16 protein-coding genes are annotated in these 20,029 nt (G+C 35.4%); 10 read left to right on the forward strand and 6 right to left on the reverse strand.

Translation table 11 applies throughout. From position 1 onward, the window contains the following. Positions 1–4: 4 nt before the first annotated feature. The 4 genes from fdx to ACPUVN_RS02905 all read left to right on the forward strand — a co-directional run bounded on the left by fdx (position 5) and on the right by ACPUVN_RS02905 (position 2,854). Complete coding sequence (fdx, locus tag ACPUVN_RS02890; RefSeq protein ID WP_426358103.1) at positions 5–343, forward strand: ISC system 2Fe-2S type ferredoxin; 339 nt, start codon at positions 5–7, stop codon at positions 341–343. Positions 344–466: 123 nt separating this feature from the next. After that, positions 467–1,018, forward strand: a complete 552-nt coding sequence (locus tag ACPUVN_RS02895) for a hypothetical protein (RefSeq protein ID WP_426369926.1) — start codon at positions 467–469, stop codon at positions 1,016–1,018. Then, on the forward strand, positions 1,011–1,562 hold the full coding sequence (locus tag ACPUVN_RS02900; protein WP_426369927.1) for a hypothetical protein: 552 nt from the start codon (positions 1,011–1,013) through the stop codon (positions 1,560–1,562). Before ACPUVN_RS02895 ends, ACPUVN_RS02900 begins: the two co-directional genes overlap by 8 nt. A gap of 749 nt (positions 1,563–2,311) precedes the next feature. Next, positions 2,312–2,854: a hypothetical protein gene (locus ACPUVN_RS02905; protein WP_426369928.1), complete on the forward strand. Its 543-nt coding sequence runs from the start codon at positions 2,312–2,314 to the stop codon at positions 2,852–2,854. Positions 2,855–3,157: 303 nt separating this feature from the next. Here the strand turns inward: ACPUVN_RS02905 and ACPUVN_RS02910 are convergent, their stop codons facing one another. After that, a complete protein-coding gene (locus tag ACPUVN_RS02910) occupies positions 3,158–3,898 on the reverse strand; it encodes a helix-turn-helix domain-containing protein (RefSeq protein WP_426369929.1) in 741 nt (246 codons plus the stop codon). Between the two features lie 201 nt (positions 3,899–4,099). Between ACPUVN_RS02910 and ACPUVN_RS02915 the strand changes: the two genes are divergently transcribed. Further along, the gene (locus ACPUVN_RS02915; RefSeq protein WP_426369930.1) at positions 4,100–7,645 is read left to right on the forward strand and encodes an acyl-[ACP]--phospholipid O-acyltransferase; all 3,546 of its coding nucleotides are present in this window, start codon (positions 4,100–4,102) and stop codon (positions 7,643–7,645) included. A gap of 341 nt (positions 7,646–7,986) precedes the next feature. After that, positions 7,987–9,597: an FAD-dependent oxidoreductase gene (locus ACPUVN_RS02920; protein WP_426369931.1), complete on the forward strand. Its 1,611-nt coding sequence runs from the start codon at positions 7,987–7,989 to the stop codon at positions 9,595–9,597. Positions 9,598–9,790: 193 nt separating this feature from the next. On the opposite strand, the gene ACPUVN_RS02925 is transcribed toward ACPUVN_RS02920, so the two are convergent. Genes ACPUVN_RS02925 through ACPUVN_RS02935 form a run of 3 tightly spaced genes read right to left on the reverse strand, consistent with a single transcriptional unit; the run spans position 9,791 to position 11,674 of the window. After that, the gene (locus ACPUVN_RS02925) at positions 9,791–10,312 is read right to left on the reverse strand and encodes a CC0125/CC1285 family lipoprotein (RefSeq protein ID WP_426358098.1); all 522 of its coding nucleotides are present in this window, start codon (positions 10,310–10,312) and stop codon (positions 9,791–9,793) included. A 43-nt stretch (positions 10,313–10,355) separates the two neighbouring features. Further along, the gene (locus ACPUVN_RS02930; RefSeq protein ID WP_426358097.1) at positions 10,356–11,189 is read right to left on the reverse strand and encodes an anti-sigma factor family protein; all 834 of its coding nucleotides are present in this window, start codon (positions 11,187–11,189) and stop codon (positions 10,356–10,358) included. Next, positions 11,186–11,674 (reverse strand): RNA polymerase sigma factor, encoded by a 489-nt coding sequence (locus ACPUVN_RS02935; RefSeq protein WP_426358096.1) that lies wholly within the window; start codon positions 11,672–11,674, stop codon positions 11,186–11,188. Before ACPUVN_RS02935 ends, ACPUVN_RS02930 begins: the two co-directional genes overlap by 4 nt. A 120-nt stretch (positions 11,675–11,794) precedes the next feature. Here ACPUVN_RS02935 and ACPUVN_RS02940 point away from each other — a divergent pair, with 120 nt between their 5' ends. Further along, positions 11,795–13,243 (forward strand): S8 family serine peptidase, encoded by a 1,449-nt coding sequence (locus ACPUVN_RS02940; RefSeq protein ID WP_426369932.1) that lies wholly within the window; start codon positions 11,795–11,797, stop codon positions 13,241–13,243. Positions 13,244–13,574: 331 nt separating this feature from the next. Then, positions 13,575–13,970 carry an ACT domain-containing protein gene (locus tag ACPUVN_RS02945; RefSeq protein WP_426358094.1) on the forward strand — a complete coding sequence of 132 codons (396 nt, stop codon included), beginning with the start codon at positions 13,575–13,577 and terminating at the stop codon, positions 13,968–13,970. A gap of 219 nt (positions 13,971–14,189) precedes the next feature. Here ACPUVN_RS02945 and ACPUVN_RS02950 read toward each other — a convergent pair whose 3' ends face one another. Together ACPUVN_RS02950 and ACPUVN_RS02955 are read right to left on the reverse strand one after the other, a co-directional pair. Then, positions 14,190–15,116, reverse strand: a complete 927-nt coding sequence (locus tag ACPUVN_RS02950) for a hypothetical protein (RefSeq protein WP_426369933.1) — start codon at positions 15,114–15,116, stop codon at positions 14,190–14,192. Positions 15,117–15,203: 87 nt separating this feature from the next. Beyond that, on the reverse strand, positions 15,204–16,178 hold the full coding sequence (locus ACPUVN_RS02955; RefSeq protein ID WP_426358092.1) for a hypothetical protein: 975 nt from the start codon (positions 16,176–16,178) through the stop codon (positions 15,204–15,206). Positions 16,179–16,676: 498 nt separating this feature from the next. Here ACPUVN_RS02955 and ACPUVN_RS02960 point away from each other — a divergent pair, with 498 nt between their 5' ends. Further along, a complete protein-coding gene (locus tag ACPUVN_RS02960) occupies positions 16,677–17,957 on the forward strand; it encodes a hypothetical protein (RefSeq protein WP_426358091.1) in 1,281 nt (426 codons plus the stop codon). Between the two features lie 220 nt (positions 17,958–18,177). Beyond that, the gene (locus tag ACPUVN_RS02965) at positions 18,178–19,887 is read left to right on the forward strand and encodes a nitrilase-related carbon-nitrogen hydrolase (RefSeq protein WP_426358090.1); all 1,710 of its coding nucleotides are present in this window, start codon (positions 18,178–18,180) and stop codon (positions 19,885–19,887) included. Positions 19,888–20,029 lie beyond the last annotated feature (142 nt).

Consider the following 20,029-nt stretch of genomic DNA (forward strand, 5'->3'; position numbering starts at 1 on the left):
TCACATGCCAAAAATTATATTTTTACCTAACGAAGATCTATGCCCAGAAGGCGCAGTATTAGAAGCTGAACCAGGCGAAAGCGTACTTAACGTCGCTTTAAAAAACGATATTGGAATTGAACACGCGTGTGAAAAAGTATGTGCGTGTACAACTTGTCATATCATCATTCGTGAAGGTTTCGACTCAATCGAAGAAAGCGACGAGCTTGAAGAAGATATGCTTGATAGAGCATGGGGCTTAGAACCAGATTCACGCCTTGGTTGTCAGGCTATTGTTGGTGATATCGACCTTGTTGTTGAAATTCCAAAATACACAGTAAATATGGTGTCTGAAAATCACTAACTGATTTCGAACATATTGAATAAATAAAAGGGTAATAACAGAAATGTTATTACCCTTTTTTGTAAAGTAAAAGCAAGGTATAATTTTATACTTTAGAGTAAACAAGCATATTAAAGGAATAAAATGTCTGAAGAAAAAACAAAAACGATTGGTATCTATTACAAAGATACTATTTATCTCGAACGTCTTGGCGCAGTGAGAGATTTACTACGTGCCGCAAAAAAACAACTTACCTTATCTTTGCATCAAGGAGCAAATGTAGGTCATAAGCAAACTGATGTCGCTAGTTATGTTTATCAAATAGATGATCATACATTTTTTAGTGATGAAATTAAAACACACTTTTTATTTCCAGATCCAGAACAAGCATTTTTAAATGGTCAAGCACCTATGAGTGATCCTGGCGATGGCTCTATGGGAAATCATCGCTCGTTTATAACAACTGTTGGAGATCAAAAGTATTTAACCTCGAAAGTAATTGCAACAACGTTGAGATTGAGCGAAGTAATATTTAAAATGAAACGTTGGAATAGCCAAAGTCATATGTACGGCAGATATAGTATTGGCAACATCTCGGTACCTCTGTATATATTATCTAAAGATGGTTTTATTATTAAAACAACATATGCCAAATCTTATACACGATGGTCATCTATTGAGGCTGTTAATGAATAAATTATTTATTTTTTGTATTAGCCTTTTTTTAAGTGCATGTAGCAATGATTATGCTGAGGAAAAGCAAGAACTTATCTCTAAAGCTAAAAGTGATGCCACATCATTAATTACAGAGCATGAAGCGGAACTTAATCAATTTAGTGAGTTTTTAATCCAATCTCAGCAATCATTCATTAGTATTGAAGATTATCAAGCTTATCTGTATATGAAAAATAACATATCTGAAGCAGAAGCTAATGAGGGAAGAACCGCTGAAAATGAGCCTCAATTTCAATTAGAAAAATTAGCATATTCTCTCGATATAATTTACGCCAGCATCAATAAATGGGGAGATTCTAACTTGGTTACTTTCGAAATATCTAAAGTAAGAAACCCTGAATTTGCATTTAGCTACTTTCTTATTGATTTAAAGCATGGCGACAATGGTAATTATGGTATGGATTTTAACCTTTGTTCAGATTTAGGTAAACATTGCAAAGTTAGTAAGCAAGGTCGTTGGTTACAAGTATATGTTTTTCAAAATAATGAAAAACTAGATAAATAGGTCAAAATGAGAATGTAGTAGTTAACATTATTATTTGTCCTAAAGTGAATAAGCTCTCAATACGGTGTCTGAAAATCACTAATCGATTTCTAGCATATTGAATAAGTAAAAGGGTAATAACAGTGATGTTTTTACCCTTTTTTGTAAAGTACAAGAAAAGGTATAATTTCATACTTTAGAGTAAACAAGTATATTAAAGAAATAAAATTCCTTAGTAATAAAAAAAACGCTTGCTGTCTATTATAGGGATACTATTTATTTCTAACGTCTTAGCGCAGTGGGAAATTTACAGCGTACTACAAAGAAATAACTTGTCTTATCCTTATATCAAAGAGTAAATGTAGATCAACTTCAGACTGATGTGGCTAGTTATGTCTATCAAATAGATGCTTATATATTTTTTAGTGATGACATTAAAACACACTTTTTATTTCCAAACATAGCCAAGCACTTTTAAATGGTCAAGCACCTATGAGTTATCCAAGTGATGGCTCTATGGGAAATTATCGCTCGATTATTACAAAAATTGGCAATCAAAAAATACTTAACTTCTAAGGTTATTGCTACTATGTTGAGATCGAGTGAAGTAATATTAAGAATGAAAAAATGGAATAGTCAAAGTCATATGTATGGCAGATACAGTTTTGGCAATACTTCGATACCTCTGTACATATTATCTAAAGATGGTTTTATTATTAAAACAACATATCCCAAACCTTATACACGATGGTCATCTATTAAGGCTGTTAATGAATAAACTATTTGTTTTTTGTATTAGCCTTTTTTTAAGTGCATGTAGTAATAATTATACTGAAGAAAAGCAAGAACTTATCTCTAAAGCTAAAAGTGATGCCACATCATTAATTACAGAGCATGAAGCGGAACTTAATCAATTTAGTGAGTTTTTAATCCAGTCTCAGCAATCACTCATTAGTGCTGAAGATTATCAAGCTTATCTGTATATGAAAAACAACATATCAGAGGCAGAAGCTAATGAGGGGAGAGCCGCTGAAAATGAGCCTCAATTTCAATTAGAAAAATTAGCATATTCTCTCGGCATCATTGACGTTGGTATCAATCAACAGGGCAATTCTAATATGGTTACTTTTGTAATATCAAAAGTAAGAAAACCTGAATATGCGTTTAGCTATTATATTTTTGATTTAAAACATGGAGATCATGATCTTGACTTTAATCTATGTTCAGACTTAGGTTATCAGTGCAAAGTTAGTAAGCAAGGTCGTTGGTTACAAGTATATGTTTTTCAAAATAATGAAAAACTAAATAAATAGGTCAAAATGAGAATGTAGTAGTTAACATCATTATTTGTCCTAAAGTGAGTAATCTCTCAATACGGTGTCTGAAAATCACTAACTGATTTCAAGCCTATTGAATAAGTAAAAGGGTAATAACAGCAATGTTATTACCCTTTTTAAAATGTGCTTTGATATACAAGATAACTTCAGCATGATTAGTGTTGTTAAGCTTTCTAGCGCGTAAATACTTTGATACTTATTTTCATATATTTACTCTTTTATAATGAAGCTCAAAGACTTAAAAGTTAATTATCTTGTGTGCATATTATTGAGTCTTTTTTACTTTTCTTGACTTCGTAAATGCTCAAATAATCCATAACGCCAACCTCTAATAGCTAATACAGCGGTTACACCGTGTCGGTCTTTAAGGTTCAGGTTAGTATCTTCTTGGTTTAACAATTCGAATTCACGCGCTAAGCGCTTAATTTTTCGTTGAAATTCACCATTACTTTGGTTTGATAACATACCGTTTAGCACTAATAATATTTCATCATTATGCTCAAACTGGCTATTAAAATATTCATTACCAATCGTTTGTTGAAAGAACCGTTGAATAGGTCCATTTTCACGCCAACCAAAGTTGCTATCTACTAATAACTTAATGCGATTACCTGGTAATAAGTCGATAATTTTCAGTTTATCTAACAGTGCTAGTTTTTGAATACATTCCGTTTCAAGCATTTGGTAATGATCCATTATCTCTGACATTGTCCATTTGTTAAGTACGCAAATAGTGATCAGCAATAAATTAATGTCTTTGGTAATTTCTTGCTCTTGTTCAACGCTTAATTGTTGTAAGTGTCCTTGCCGTTCACTCATGGTTTTTACCAAGTCTGATATCTCTAAATTCATCATCTGGCATATTTGATCAAGGCGAGCTAAAGAAATATTTTCTTCTGAGAATAATCGTTTAATACTCGCTTGAGCTAAATCTAAATGTTTTGCAACATCACCATAAGTTAAGCCATTGGCTTTTAATTCTTTTTTTAGTGCTTTAAGTAGTGCGCTTGTTTGAGCCATAACCGTTTTACTTCTTCTTTAATAAGCGATTCGCGTGTTAATCTTTCATGATGTTTTTAATAATAATCACATAAAACTCGTGTTTGGTATTACTTAACGATACCCTTTAGCTAATATAACGCGACAATTAATGTAGTGGTAGCAAAATAAAGTAATCATCTGCATGCTAGCGTTACTTATTACAAACTTTTAGGGAAGAAAATGAAGCAATTATTTAGTTATAAAGGCTTTTTCGCTTATTTAGCGATGGTATTTATAAACGCATTTGTAGATTTAGGGCATAAAATTATTATTCAAAACACCGTGTTTAAAATGTACGACGGTGACATACAAATAATACTAACTGCTGTAGTTAATGGATTAATTTTATTACCTTTTATTCTCCTGTTTACTCCTGCTGGCTTTCTTGCCGATAAATATCCTAAACCACAAATAATGCGTAATAGTGCGATTTTTGCAATTATCGCTACGTTATTAATTACCCTATGTTATTCGCAAGGCTGGTTTATCGCGGCTTTTGCTTTAACGTTTGTTATGGGTATTCAATCTGCTATTTATTCACCTGCTAAATATGGTTATTTAAAAGAGCTGATTGGCGTGAAAAAATTAGCGGAAGGTAATGCGCTTGTACAGGCCATCACTATTGTTTCTATTCTTGCCAGTACTTTTGTTTTTTCAGCCTTTTTCGAATACTTATTAATAGATGCTGAGCTAGATAGTACCTCCACCATTATGCAGAGTGTTGTTGTATTAGGTTGGGTATTTGTTGCGTTATCTATCGTTGAATGGTTGTTCTCTCGTCAGTTAGAAAACACTAAAGAACGTGACGATAATAAAGTATTTGTAAAAGACGATTACCTAAAAGGTATCTACCTTAAGGCGAACTTTAAAACTATTTTTGAAAAGCGTGAGGTTTGGTTATCTATTGTCGGTTTATCACTATTTTGGGCTGTTTCACAAGTCATGCTAGCGACGCTTCCTGCGTTCGCAAAAGAAACCTTAGCGATTGAAAATACACTTATCATTCAAGCCATTTTAGGCTCTACAGGCATTGGTATTGTTATTGGTTCTTTGTGGGCAGCACGTATTTCTAAAAATCATATCGAATTAGGGCTTATCCCTATTGCCGCGATTGGCTTTGCATTGCTTTTAGGTGGTGTTGCTGGATTAACCTCAGCTTACACAATGGCTGCAATGTTTTTGGGATTAGGTGTTGCAGGTGGATTGTTAATTGTGCCACTAAATTCCCTAATGCAATATCACGCAAATGAAAATGAATTAGGTACTGTTTTAGCGGGTAATAACTTAGTACAAAACGTGACGATGTTAAGCTTTTTAATTGGCACCATTGTGCTGGTTAGTTTGGGACTTAGTAGCGTTAATATTTTCTATTTACTGATGATGATTTCGCTTGCTGGTGCGGTATATACAGTTTATCAATTACCTCATTCTTTAATCACCATTTTAGCGGCGCTGGTATTAAATCGTAAATATAGAATTGATGTATTAGGTTTCGATAACTTACCTGAAAGTAAAGGTTTACTACTATTAGGTAATCATATTAGTTGGATTGATGGCATCTTATTACAAATGGTTTGCCCACGAAAAGTGCGCTTTGTCATGCTACGTAGTATTTATAACCTATGGTATTTAAAACCATTAATGAAGTTTTTTGGCTGTATTCCAATCAGCTCAGGAAACAGTAAAGGTTCATTAGATGCAGTAAATCAAGCCTTAAAGAATGGTGATGTGGTTTGCTTGTTTCCAGAAGGCGCTATTAGCAGAACAGGTTCGTTAGGTGTATTTAGAACAGGCTTTGAGCGTGTGGTTGATGATGTTGATGGCGTTATTGTACCTTTCTATTTACATGGGTTATGGGGCAGTCGTTTATCACGAGCTAATAGTAAAAAATTACAAAAGAATACAGGTAATGGTTTTCGCAGAAACATATCAATAACTTTTGGTAACCCTTTACCGATGAACACACCTGCGAATGTTTTAAAGCATGAAGTATTTGAATTGTCGTATGACGCATGGGATCTACAAACGTCAAAAGCTGATCCTTTAGCGCTAACTTGGTTACGCACGGCATTTAAACATAAAAGCGATGTTTCGGTTATTGATAGTAACAGTCAAGTGTTCTCAAATCGTAAGTTAGTTGTAGCTACTACTTTATTCGCGAGCAAAATAGCGGCTATGGATAAGAGTCAGAATATCGGTCTTATGCTACCCGCTAGTTCAGCTGCGGTTATCACCAATATGGCGGTATTATTAAAAGGTAAAACAACGGTTAATTTAAACTACACCACGAGCGTAAGTTCAGTACAAAAAGGTATTGAAAATGCAGAAATTAAAACTGTTTTTACATCGAAGAAATTTGTACAAAAACTAACATCAAAAAACATTGATGTTGAAGCGATGCTGAAAAATGTAAATGTAGTGTATTTAGAAGAATTGAAAACACAAATATCTAAAGTTCGCTTTGTTTCTGTACTGTTTGCGACTTATTTATTGCCAGTAACTGTATTTCATTTTTTATTCGGTAAAAAAGTTTCACTGAACGACAATGCCGCTATTTTATTTTCAAGCGGTAGTGAGGGCACTCCTAAAGGCGTGATGTTAAGTCATCATAATTTCATAGCTAATATCAAACAAATTAGTGATGTACTAAGAACACGTGAAGATGAAGTTGTTATGGGCTCGTTACCGCCATTTCATTCATTTGGCTTAACCGTAACTACCTTCTTACCACTTATTGAAGGCGTACCTGTTGTATGTCATCCAGACCCTACAGATGTATTAAATATCTCAAAAGCAGTTTCAAAATATAAAGCAACTTTACTGTGTGCAACAGCTACATTTTTAAGACTTTATACGCGCAATAAAAAAGTACAGCCCTTAATGTTAGAGAGCTTACGTACCGTTGTTGCGGGTGCTGAAAAACTACCTGAAACGGTTCGTAGTGAGTTTAAAGCGAAGTTTAATGTAGATATTTATGAAGGTTATGGCGCAACTGAAACGACTCCTGTTGCTAGTGTAAATATGCCTGATCAGCTTGATCAAAATGATTGGCGTGTTCAGCAGGGTAATAAACCCGGTACGGTAGGTATGCCATTACCAGGTTGTGCATTTCGTATTGTTGACCCTATTAGCTTAGAAAGTTTACCTGCTGGTGAAAGTGGATTAATTTTAATATCAGGTAATCAAGTAATGTCAGGGTATTTGAAAGATGAAGCTAAAACGAAAGAAGTGATTGTTGAGCTTGATGGACGCCGTTGGTACAAAACGGGTGATAAAGGTTATTTAGATTGCGATGGTTTTTTATCAATTGTTGATCGTTATTCGCGTTTTGCCAAAGTAGGCGGTGAAATGGTGAGTTTAACGGCGGTTGAAGATGCTGTATGCACTTCATTAACCGCTTTAAATCTTAATAATTTAGATATAGCGGGTTCAAGTAAAGCTAACTCAGATAACGAGAACCCTGACACAAATGAAGCCGTAGAAATTTTAGCTGTAAATTTGCCTGATGCTAAAAAAGGTGAACGTATTGTGCTGTTATCTAACATCGCTATAGATCTAAAAGCGCTAAAAGATATGCTCATTAGCCAACAAGTCAACGCACTTATGTTGCCTTCTGATATTTACCAAGTTGATGAGTTACCTAAACTTGGCAGCGGTAAAAGTGATTTCGCAGGTGCTAAAAAGTTAGCTGTAAAACTTGCATCATCAACAGAAAATAACGCTTAAACAAAAGTAGTTAAAAGTCAGGTGTTGATGACTTAGTTTTTTATTTAGTTAAACAGTGTTTTAAAGTAAGGGTAATAACAGCGATGTTATTACCCTTTTTATTTCGTTAAGAGAAAATGATAAAGGAGAAAGGGCGTAATAAAGTATAAATTTAGTAAAGTAGTAGGAACAGTTTTACCTTGTTCTAATAGTATTCTTATCATAAGTAATACACGATATAATCATCACCTATTTATTTCCTCCTTATATTTTTCTTATGAAGAGGAATCAAAGCTAACCAAGTAATAATCGACCATAAATAAGCAACCATCAATAAGCCATAAAATGAGCAAGTAACAAATATGAAAAAAGAAGAAGATCATTGGACTACTTGTTCTAACTGCCAAGGCAGCGGCAAAAAAAGTAAAAGAATTCGTAAAAAAGCTAAACTTCGTTACCAACGAGAGTTAGAAGAATTTGAAAAAAACAACGCTGAAGGTATACCTCCTGTTCGCCCTAAAGGTCACTTAGACAATTGTGTTATTTGCAAAGGCTCTGGCTTGGATGCTTGTGCTGAAAAAGTGTTGGTAGATGAAAGATATCCCCATGTTGCTATTATTGGTGGAGGTATAGGCGGAGTTGCTCTGGCAGTAGCTTGTTTACATCGTGGCATTCCGTTTACGCTTTATGAACGTGATAGTAACTTTGAAGCACGTTCTCAGGGTTACGGACTTACTCTGCAACAGGCGAGTAGAGCGATTGAAGGTTTAGGAATATTTTCGTTAAAAGAAGGGATTATTTCAACTCGCCATTTAGTACATACCACTGACGGAAAAGTAATAGGTGAGTGGGGCAGTAGAAAATGGCTATCGTCGGGAGATAAGTCTCTAGCAAAACGCACTAATATACATATAGCTAGGCAGTCGTTGCGTTTGGCGCTGCTTGAGCAGTTAGGCGATCAGTTAGGTGATCCATTAGGCGATCAGTTAGTTAATCAATTAGCTGATCCACTACGTAGCGAAGTCTTACATAGTTCTATCAAGTGGGAACATCAGTTAATAGACTTTAATCGAACTGATAATGTAGATAAGAGTGTAGATAAGAGTGTAGATAAGAGTGTAGGTAAGAATGTAGATAAAAGTGGAAATGTAAACGGTAACAAAAATGAAAGCATAGGTTTGAGCTTTCAAGTAGGTAATGAGATAAAACATGCGACTGCAGATCTTATTGTAGGTGCCGACGGTATTCGTAGTTCGGTGCGTAAATTATTGATAGGAGAGGAAGCTGCTCCTTTATGTTATTTAGGCTGCATTGTTATTTTAGGTATTTGTCCTTTAGAAGCTATAGATAAAGTATGCTCTGAAGGTAGTAACGGTTCATTACTCGACTCCGCTACGGTTTTTCAAACAGCTAATGGTAATGAACGCATTTACGTTATGCCTTATTCGTCTGACTCGGTTATGTGGCAACTTAGTTTCCCTATGAATGAAGAAGAAGCCAAAGTGTTGAGTGCTAAAGGTCCTCAGGCACTTAAAGATGAAGCGATTAGTCGATGTCAGTGGCATTACCCCATTCCTCAAATATTAACAGATACATTAGCGGAACAGGTTTCTGGTTACCCTGTGTATGATCGAAAACTACTTACTCCCGAATTACTACAAAAAAATGACCAAGTTACTCTTATTGGCGATGCCGCACATCCCATGAGCCCCTTTAAAGGACAAGGAGCAAACCAAGCTTTACTCGATGCACTAGCATTAGCTAGAGGCGTAACAAAAGAATGTCGACCTTTATCTCAATGGCGAGAGGTTGGTATAAGAGAAAGTATGCTCAACGGTTTTGAATCAGAAATGCTAGAACGCAGTACTATTAAAGTTAAAGACTCAGCTGAGGCGGCAAAGTTTTTACATTCTGACACAGTACTTCACGAGGGTAATGAGCCAAGAGGTCGTTGTTTAATAACAAAAGAATAAAAAAATAAGATTTGAAAAGTTAAAAGTCTAATATTAAAAAGCCTGTACTAAAAAGTGTAAGGCTAAAAAGCTTAGTACAAAAAAGGGTAGTAACCTTATGATCTAAACTCACCATAACGTTATTACCCTTTATTCATTTATAAGATTCATCAGCCATTTATGTTACTGATGATTAACTCAATTTAAAATAGACTTACTTTTTCGTTTCTGCGTTTAGTTGATACTTAGCTTCCATGTTGGTAATAAGTTCACGCGCTTCGTAGCTATCTTGTGCTTCAGGTCGAACACCTTTTCCTAGCTTTATTTCTAAAATACTTTCGATGTCTTGACCCCGATCACTTAAGTTAATGCCTATACCTAATTGAGTGCTTGGTTCGTTTCTACAGCCGTATAAACCACAATCGCGACTTGTACCTATACCTGTATGAACTGTAGTGCGTGGTTGGTTTTTGCCGTCAATTAACACATCGCGATTGGTTACTACAAACCAATCGTAGCCTTCACGTATGGTTAATTCAGCTGCACGTAAAAAGGTGTAATCAATGGCTTTTAGCTTGTTGTCGTCGCGGGTTTTAAAGTGCACACGTATCTTGTCTTGGTTTAGAATACTTTCTTGATAACCGTAACCATTATTTTTGGCTGCTCGATATTCTGGGCTTGATGAACAAGCCGCTAAAAAACCGATAAGTGTTGCTAATATAATTATTTTTTTCATAATATTTTCCTCATTTAACCTAGGTTAGAGTAAGCCTTTATCGTTACTTTGCCCAACGATTATTAATTACTTGCTGTTCTTGTTGTTTATCTAAAAAGTCACCTGCAGCCATGTTGTCAATTTGATCTCGCAACATGCTATTTGAGGTAGCGGTTTGATAGTTTTGTTTCGCTTGTTCTTGCTCTGCTTTTTGGACGGCTTTTTGTTCGATAACTGTTAAAGCTAATTCCCATTCCTGATTAACACGACAGGCGATATTACGTTCAATATCTTTTTCACTACTCACATCATATTGGCGACAAAAGTTGCCTTGCTGATTATTAAAAGTAAGTTGAGTTTTTATGGTTTTACCATTCGCTAATGTTTGTTCATTGCCACTAGTTTTCTGCTCTAATATTTGAGCAACTTCTTGCCAGTTATCGCCTGATAAATTGTTTGTTTGACTAAAAATAGTAGCAAACAGTCCTGCTGCAACAGCTATACTCGCCGCTAAAGCAAAAGGCTTATTGGTTGAGTTTTTGGTACGTTGCCAAAGGCTAACGACATTACTTTTACTTTCTGAGCTATGCGTAGTATTTAAATCTGGTTGGCTTGCAGTATTTTCTGAAAAATTCTCAGCAGCTTGTATCGCGGTTACCGAAGCTTTTTCTTCTGGTATCGCTGCTAATAATTCGTTAATAGCAGCAGGTAAAGGTTGCTGATTAATTTCATCATATTTAGTCGCTATAACTTCATCAACCATAGCCAAGTCAGCTAAACGGTTCGCTAAGTTGTCATCCTCAAGTAATGCTTCTCGGATCTGCTCCATTTGTTGCTCAGGTAATTCGGCATCTAAAAAGGCAGATAAAACCTCATCGCTTATTGTTGGGTTATTCATGCCATTACTCCTGTACTGTTATTTAAACATTGGCTTAAACTAATTCGTGCTCTAGATAATCGACTCATTACCGTACCTATGGGAATTTCTAGTGTTTCAGATACTTCTTTATACGACATGCCCTGAATAGCGACTAACGACAAAATTGAACGTTGCTCGTGAGGTAATACATCCATCGCATTATTCACTTGCTGTAAACTAATTTTATCATTTTGTTGTTTTTCTTCATTCACTATTTGGTTTTCTGTTAACTCTGGAGACTCTGCTGCCGTTTGTTTAACCTTGCGTGATCTGTATTCATCAATCCATAAGTTACGGCATACTCGAAACATCCATTTATTTAATTCTACATTTGCAGGCACGCCTTTTGTTAATATGCGTTCAATTGTATTTTGCAGTAAATCGTCTGCATCATGTTGATTACCTGTTAACGAATACGCGAATCGTCGTATCATTGGTACTAAAGCTATTATCTGATTTTTCATTTAATCTCTCCTGTTATACTGAGTAGACGAATGACAATGAAGTTTATTCCCAAGTTTTTGGAATTATTTTTATTCTAATACGTTTAATTAGTACAGCCCTCGTTTTTTATAGGAAAAATAATGAAAAGTTTCACCAAAGCCGCATGGGGATTTTTACTCAGTATAACATTTTCTACCTCGCTTATGGCGAATGGCTTATTGGGTAAACAACTGTCAACTATAGAAAATTCAATCTTGAACGACAGTATTATCAATCGCCAAACCGATATCATCAATAACCGAGTTGATAGAATAAAAAATAAAACACAGTCATTAGTCGATCTTGAACAATTATTAACACATTTACCTGAAGGAGAGGTCAGCTCGTTAATCGCTCCTGTGGGTAGTTTAACTGAATCTATTAATATTTTAGATACTGCAGGCAATACATTATTTAGAGAAGTTGAAGTAGAAAATGGCTGGCGCGCGATAGAGCATCAATGGCTGGTGATGACTTCCGAAGATGAATTGAAGCAGCTACAACAACTTGTCAATAATAATGCTATTGAGCTAATTAGCACCAAAAACTTCAATGCTTTAACATTAACTTTAGTGCAATTTAAAGTTAAACCATCATTCGATAATACAGAGCAACTAGCCTCGATATTACCTAAGTCGTTACATAAAAAATTAGCTCGTGATTATGTTTATCAAACGCAAAGTAAGTCTCAAGATGCAAACATAAGCCAAGCAACTTCAGCATCACTTGCCGATAGAGAAGCAGATAAAATTGAAAACCTTAATGACGAAAGTAGGGTTGATGAAATACTTGATAACGCAGCATGTTTAGCGCCACTTTCTATTGGCATAGTAGACACAGTGATTGATATTCAGCATCCCGTATTTAAGAATAAAACCATAACTCGTCAACGTTTTATTGATGAAAACTTAGCAGCGCCTAAAGCTCACGGTACAGCTGTTTCGGCTTTGTTAGTCAGTAACTCAGCTGAAGTGCCCGCATTATTACCTCATGCTAAATTATTTGCCGCAGAAGTGTTTTATGGACAAAACGATTTTAGCCAAGGCGCAAATTTATTTAACTTAGTATCAGGTATAAACTGGTTATTAAGCCAAGAAGTTAGCGTCATTAATATGAGCTTAGCAGGACCAGACAATACAATTTTAGCGAATGTTATTAATATCGCTTTAACTAAAAACATTGCGATTGTTGCGGCAGTTGGAAATGATGGACCGCATTCACCACCATTGTATCCAGCGGCTTATAAAAACGTGATTGGTGTTACTGCGGTAGATGACAAAAATAGATTATATCGGTGGGCTAATCGTGGCGATTATGTCGATTTTTCTGCACGTGGTGTTTCAGTGAAAACCGCACGTTTATCAGGTGACTTTGGTTTTGAGAGTGGAACATCAATGGCAGCTCCAGTGATAACAGCTTACACAGCTTGCGCAAAATACCAGGCAGAAAAAATATCAGCAAACTATTTAGATTTACTTAATACTCAAGCCTTAGATCTAGGTGATAAAGGCTACGATACGCTATTTGGCAACGGTCGTATTGGTAGTTAGTGAAATAGGAGATAGGTTTATTATTACTATGTTATTTTTATTTAAGAGGGAATAAGTTGAAAGAAGAACAATATTCGATCGCTTTGTATTATCTAGTTTTATGTTTTTGGCTTGTTGGAGTTATCTATCTTTTTTATTCGGTAATAACTTTCTTATATGACTGTATAAATTCTGCTAAAAATAAAGGGATTAATCAAATTACACTTAATGATTTTCCTTTAATAAAATCATTACTTTACTTACTATTTCTAATTTTAATGCTTATTATAATCCCTCAAGTAATATTTGACTTAAATACAAGCTTATAACGAGAACTTAAAAGGACACATCAATGATCGGTGAAACTAATTTAGACAAACTACTAGAATCAATGTCACCAGCACTTATTCCCGGTGAATATGTATTTTGCACTGTAAAAGGCGAATATAACGACTATCAAGCATTGTCTCCTTTAGCAACGTTTCGTGAAACAGAAGGCTTAACGCTTGTTGTAACTAAAGAAGCTGCTGTTGCGCATCAACTACCTTTTGAATCTGTATTTAAGGGTATTACGTTAACTATTCACTCAAGCTTAGATGCTGTGGGTTTAACTGCTGCTGTGTCTACTAAGCTAGCGGAAAAAGGTATCAGCGCGAATGTTATTGCTGCGTATTACCATGACCATATTTTTGTTCAAGCAGAAAAAGCTGAATTAGCTATTAAAGCCTTAGGTGAGTTTGCTCGTTAAGGTTTGTGCAGAATAACCGATTGCTAGAGATGATCTGTTGTTAGGAATAATTTATTGTTCGAAATAACTAAAAGATAATTAACCGTTTAGTGCTTTCTTTTGAACATTGAAAATAGAAACAGTAATGATAAATTATGGTTGAATAACGAACTAACCCAAATAGATTAAGAGTTCTCTATTTGGGCTTTTTTATTTAAGTCAGCAAATCATCGATGAGTCTTAGAAAGTGCCTTTTATCGATAAAGAGGTAATGGTTTCGTCATAATTTAATGATTCAATTGTTGATTGATAATTACCATGTTCTATTTTTGTATTTAACGACCAGCTTGGTGTTATTTCAAATATCCATTGTGCGTCTACCACTTGGCTTTTATCTTTACGTTGTAATCCTAGGTTAGTTTCAGAATCGTCGTTGATTGTTGTTTCATAATCTCGTTTATTAAACTGCCAACCAAACTGTATTTGTTGATCATGATCCCAACCAACAAAACTATGTGAATATAAAGCACGAACACCTAAGCCTCTATAATCAAACTGGTTGTCGTTAGCGTTTTCATTATCGATATTTAAGTTTAGCGAGACAAAGCTTTTAGCTTGATTGAAAAAGAAAAAGTGCTGATTACTCACACCAAAGCTTGTCGCATCGCGGTCCGATAAGTTAGCAAATTCCTTTCTTTTGTAATCAGTTGAAAAACGTAACAAATAACGTTGGTCATATAACTTCGACCAATAAACACTGTTTTGACTAAACTGTAAAAAATCTTCTTTATTGAGTTTAGCATCTACAAAATAGTAACTTGTGCCTATGGTTGAATCTGCTAAACGATAATCTAAATCAAACGCGACTTTTGCTAAGTTCAGGTCATAAGTATCATAAGTTTGATAATCATTTATTTGGTAACTCAAGTTAGATTTTAAGGTTAACTTATCTGAAATTTGCCACTTTACTTTAGCTTCGCCTTGTAAAGTTAATGCAACATCCGATTGCTCGCTTACTTGATCAAGCTCGGCAATGGTTAAGGTATCGTCATGCTTAATACCCGTATTAACTTCCCATGTAACATCAACTGCATCGGCATGTACTGCACTTGCTATGGCTGATACGAGTAATGTACTAATGATTAAAGGTTGATTAAGTTTTTTCATCTTGATGATCCACAAATGTTGCATTAATTAGAATAAGAAAGGTAAAGAAAGGGCGAGAGGGGACTCGCCTTACTTTAATTTGAGAGATTAAATACCTAAGCCAGAACTTGCGTTAATCGCGTTGTCTATCGAATTATCAACCGTTAGAGCTACCGCAGTATTTATTTGCTCAGATACGTTGTTAGTAACACTTTGTTCAACAGTTTGGTTAATGCTGCTATTTACACTTTGCTCAGCAGTGGTATTGATTGCAGAACTGATAGTTGAGCCAATTGTCGAGCTAATTGTTTCAGTTATTACATTACCTACTTCAGCATTTGTAATAGCCTCAGTGCTACTTAATAACTCTCCAGCAAGATTCGCGTTCACCGTATTATCAATCGCTTGTTCAACAATAACGCTAGTGGTTTGTTCCACACTTGATGATAAATCATTACTTACCGCTAATGCTTGCTGGGTACTATTGGTTACTGCAAGGTTGATTTGTTCGCCGCTACTGGTGACTAAATTTTGGCCTGTTGCTATGCCCGTAGTTACGCCAGAAACCAATGTTTCTTGTATCATTGTTTGGCTTTCATCTAACTTAGTTTGTAGCTGCTCACCTGTTTTAGTTAGCGTGTCAGTAAACAGTGCTGTATCAACCGACATTGAAGCTTCGCTGCTTGTATCGCTATTCGTTTCGCTGCTACTTTCAGTATCCGTACTTGCTGTGTTTGTGTTTTCTTCTGACTCAGGTTCTACTTCTTCAGCATTTGATTCTGTACTTGTTTCTGAATCGCTAGCATTTGAAGCTTCGGTGTTTGAAGTATTAGCGTTTGAAGCGACTGTCGCATCACTTTCTGTTTCAGCCGATTGTTCAGCTTGTGTTGATGCTTCTTGCCCTGATGATGCACTTGCCGTTGTTTGTGTATTTGATGATGTTTCTACACTTGCTTGCTCAGCTTCATATTCAACTTGAGCATTCGAATTTGTAGAAAAAGCGATGTTTGCTTCTGTGTTTGCGAATGCTGATGTTGCTAATGCACATGAAATGTATAAAGCCGTTTTAGTTAAGTTCATCATAATTATTTCCTTAAAGAGTATTTTTTAGTAAGTTCACTAAGGTAACGATTGATGAAGGCGGTTTATTCCAAATTATTTTGATTAATTTCACGTTTTATTTATATTTTTTTAATTTGTTGTTTATAAAGGGAAATTTAATTGTTTTTATTTTTAGGTTTTATAAGGAATAACGGAATACTTTAGAAATAATTGAGTTTATATCAACGTTTTTACCTTAATAGCTACCTGTTAACGTGTTTGCTTGTGAAGTGATGAGCACTTTTACTTTATTTATATCTTAAATTTGTTTTAGTTAAATCGACATTAAAGTAGCTAGAAGGACTATACTGTTACTATTGTATAAAAAAACTTCATGCTTAATTTAAAAACCTTATATTACCGACTATTGATTGCAATGCTTTAATAACAGCGTATCATGCGCGGTTTTCCGCGCCGTTTTCGGTTTTTATGAGTTAATAAATGCTGGCGATATTCACAAATTAGAGTTTATAAAATTTAATGAAAAAACTGCTGTCTTTACCTGTAAATATGTCTTTGTCTGAAGCTGAAAATCAGATTTATCAAAACTTTCTCAAATATGTTCCACCGCTAAGTTTAAACTTAATGGCGGTTAAAGTTGAAAATAGACCCGATGACTTTTTAGGTTGGTGTGGCGAGTTAATTCGCTTATGCCGCGATGACCTGAATATGGACTTAATGGAAGATGAACAGCTTGTACCATTAAAAAAACTTCAAGGTGTATTAGAAACAGGCTTTACCACTAGCCAATTCAAAATGGCTCGTATAGCGCCATGGCCAATATTTTTAGGCTTTGTTGAACAACAAAATACTCTACATGCATTAGATGAACGTTTACGTTTGTTAAACTATGTTGATACGCTTCGTGAACAACCGTTAGCTGAATTACCGATTGAAGACCGCTTAGTCTTTGCTGGTAAACACACTAGTGATCACGACTACAGTGTTTATAACTTCGATGTTGAATGGTTTGCTAGCACGAAAGGTGCAAAAGTTTTTCATATATTACTAGAGCAATCACCTGAGAAGTTTGATGCGGCATTAGCTCATATCCCATTAACGGGTGATGTGAACGACGACCAATACCAAAAGTTTGTTGAAGCATATAAAGCGATTTTTGCTGAATACACACCTGACAAACCACAGAGCAATACCCCACCATTAGCTGCTGCAACACGTTTGTTGGCTATGCGCAGACCTGATCAATTTATTGCATTAAACAACAATAAAATTGATATTATGTGTCAGGGTTTATCTATTGCCAAATTTAAGAATACTGACTTTACTTCATACTGGAATGACGCTATTGGTACATTACGTACTTTTGCTTGGTGGAATCAAGAAGAGCCAGCGATTGTTGAGACTTCTTCTAAAGTTGAGGTGGAAACAACGGCATCAGAAAGTGATGAAGTTAGTGCCGAAGCAGGCGTTAGTGAAGAGAAAAGTGAAGGCAGTCGTAAACATGCCATATGGAAAAATCGTGCAGTATTAATCGATTTATTTCTATTTGCAGATGTCGATCTAGCTGCAAACTCAAACTATGTTCGTGCAAAAGATAAAGCTAACAATGCTTCTACAAAATCTAAAGCTGCACCTAAAAGACGCGGTAAAGAAACGGCTGAAATGTTGGTAGACAAAGCACTTGTCGCTGAAGATCTTCCTGAATACATGCAAGGCAAACGTGATACTTTGATCAATCAAGTTAAAGCCGGCAAAAGTGTTGAGCAAGCTATTGGCTTGATGCGCGCTATTTTCGGTTAGTTTTAAACTGGTTATTACCTTTGTTATGTCGATTAAGCACATAACAAAGGTTCCATTTTTTACATGCGCTTATATGCGTTCAAAAATTCACAATAAACTTCTGCTCCGTTACAAATAAAAATCTCCGCTAAGTCGCTTTTTACTATTATAATCGACGAATAAAACACTCTGTTTTTAAATTATTACTTTCAAATCACTTGTAGCACGGAAAAAATAAATCATGCGAGTAGCCGTTACGCAGTATGCCACGTCGTTAAATATCGAAGAAAATCTAGCGACTTGTATTCGAATAATCACTCAAGCTGCAAGCTGTAAACCTGATGTTATTGTACTTCCTGCCTTTTGTAATACTCAGCAAGTGATTGACCAAAATGATAAACAACTGAGCGAGCACGAAAGTGCCTTTGTTCAAGCTTTATCTGAGCAAGCTAAGCAGCATGAATGTTATTTAGTTGCTCACCTTAACTTACAGCCAAGCCAAGTTGATGATGTAAACTTAGCTGATACAGTTGACAAACTTAAGCACAGCGGTACTTCTTGTTTAATCTCACCATCTGGAGAGCTTATTGAACAGGGAACTGAAATTTTAACTACACCGCAAGCAAAGCTTGGGCTTTTAGCTAATGACGATATTCTAACGTTTGAACCAGCTCGAAGTTTAGCTTTAGCGGGTGCTGAATTATTATGTTATTCCCATCGTTCATTTTCGTTAGATCAAAGTAATATTCACGCTCCTACTAGAGCTTGTGAAAATAAAGTGTTTTTAGCGTTGTCTAATCAAATAGGACCGCTTGTTGATGAGGGTCTACAAGCTGAAAACTCTATTCCAGAACAACATTTTAATGGCGTAGGTCAAAGTCAAATAATCTCACCAAACGGTAAAATACTGGCTAAGTTAGATCACAATGAAGAAGGTTTTACCTTTGCTGATATCCTTTTTAATACTGTTCAAATAGAAGAAGACAAAGGTAATAACAAACTTCGTCCAGATGGTAGCGACATCTTCAAACAACGTCGTCCTGAACTTTATCAACAGTCTATTTCTACTGGTTTTACTGATAACTCAGTAAGCGTCACTGAACCTGAAAACACAGTGCCAGAAACTGTTAATGTCGCTTTGTTTGCTACTTATAAAACGACTGAGCAAGCGATCGAAGATGTATGTTTTTATATTGAAAATAACCTAAGTGATATTATTCAATTACCTGAATTGTTCTTTATTGAAGATAAAATTATTACTCATGATCCTAAACAGTTAGCTGAACTTGAAGTGATAAGTCAGCAAATTATAGAACGTGTGAGTGCAGAACTAAGACCGCATCAATATGTATGCACAAGCTTAATTATTGATGGTTCTCACCAAGGTGTGATTATTAGCGAACAAGGTGCATTTGCCACTCAGCAGCAATTACATTTTTGTGAACGTTATAAATGGACGCCATTAGGTAACAAATTAAACATAATAGAATTATCGTTAGAGCAAGGTAATATAACACTGGCAATATTAACGGCAGACGATGCAAACATAGCTGAAATAGTAAATGTTGCCGTTCTAAATAAAGTGCATCTATTGTTAGTGCCTTTTGATATTCAAGAGCCGAGTGAAGTTGAGTTTAGTTTGTTGTCGAGAGCTGCAGAGCATAGGATTTGTATTGTGGCGTCTAGTCGCGAGAAAGACTTTGCCAGTAAAGAAGTTGCTACCGTCAACACAAATACTAAAAACCAGAATCAAAATAAAAAGAAAGTTAAGCCACAAAAGTCGACAGGTTTGGTCGCTGATTTACTCAGTCGTGAAGCTTTAAATTCTCATCTTAGTACAGCTCATAATTCGCGTAAATTTTCTGGTTATATTAATCAACCTTTGGTTAAGCATCAGCATGGTAAAATCACTAAATCTCTTATTCATCCTAGAGCGGCTTGCGAAAAATAGACGGTAAAGCTTCTTACTTATTTTATTCATAAATTTATAACAGAAGCTAAATTTATGAATAATCTAAATCTCTCATTTTAATGCTTAAACAGCTCATTCATTGTTAGTATTTTTATAAGTTCATCAACTACATTAAAAACGA

Source organism: Pseudocolwellia antarctica, from assembly GCF_049933045.1.
Taxonomy (GTDB): Bacteria; Pseudomonadota; Gammaproteobacteria; order Enterobacterales; family Alteromonadaceae; genus Pseudocolwellia.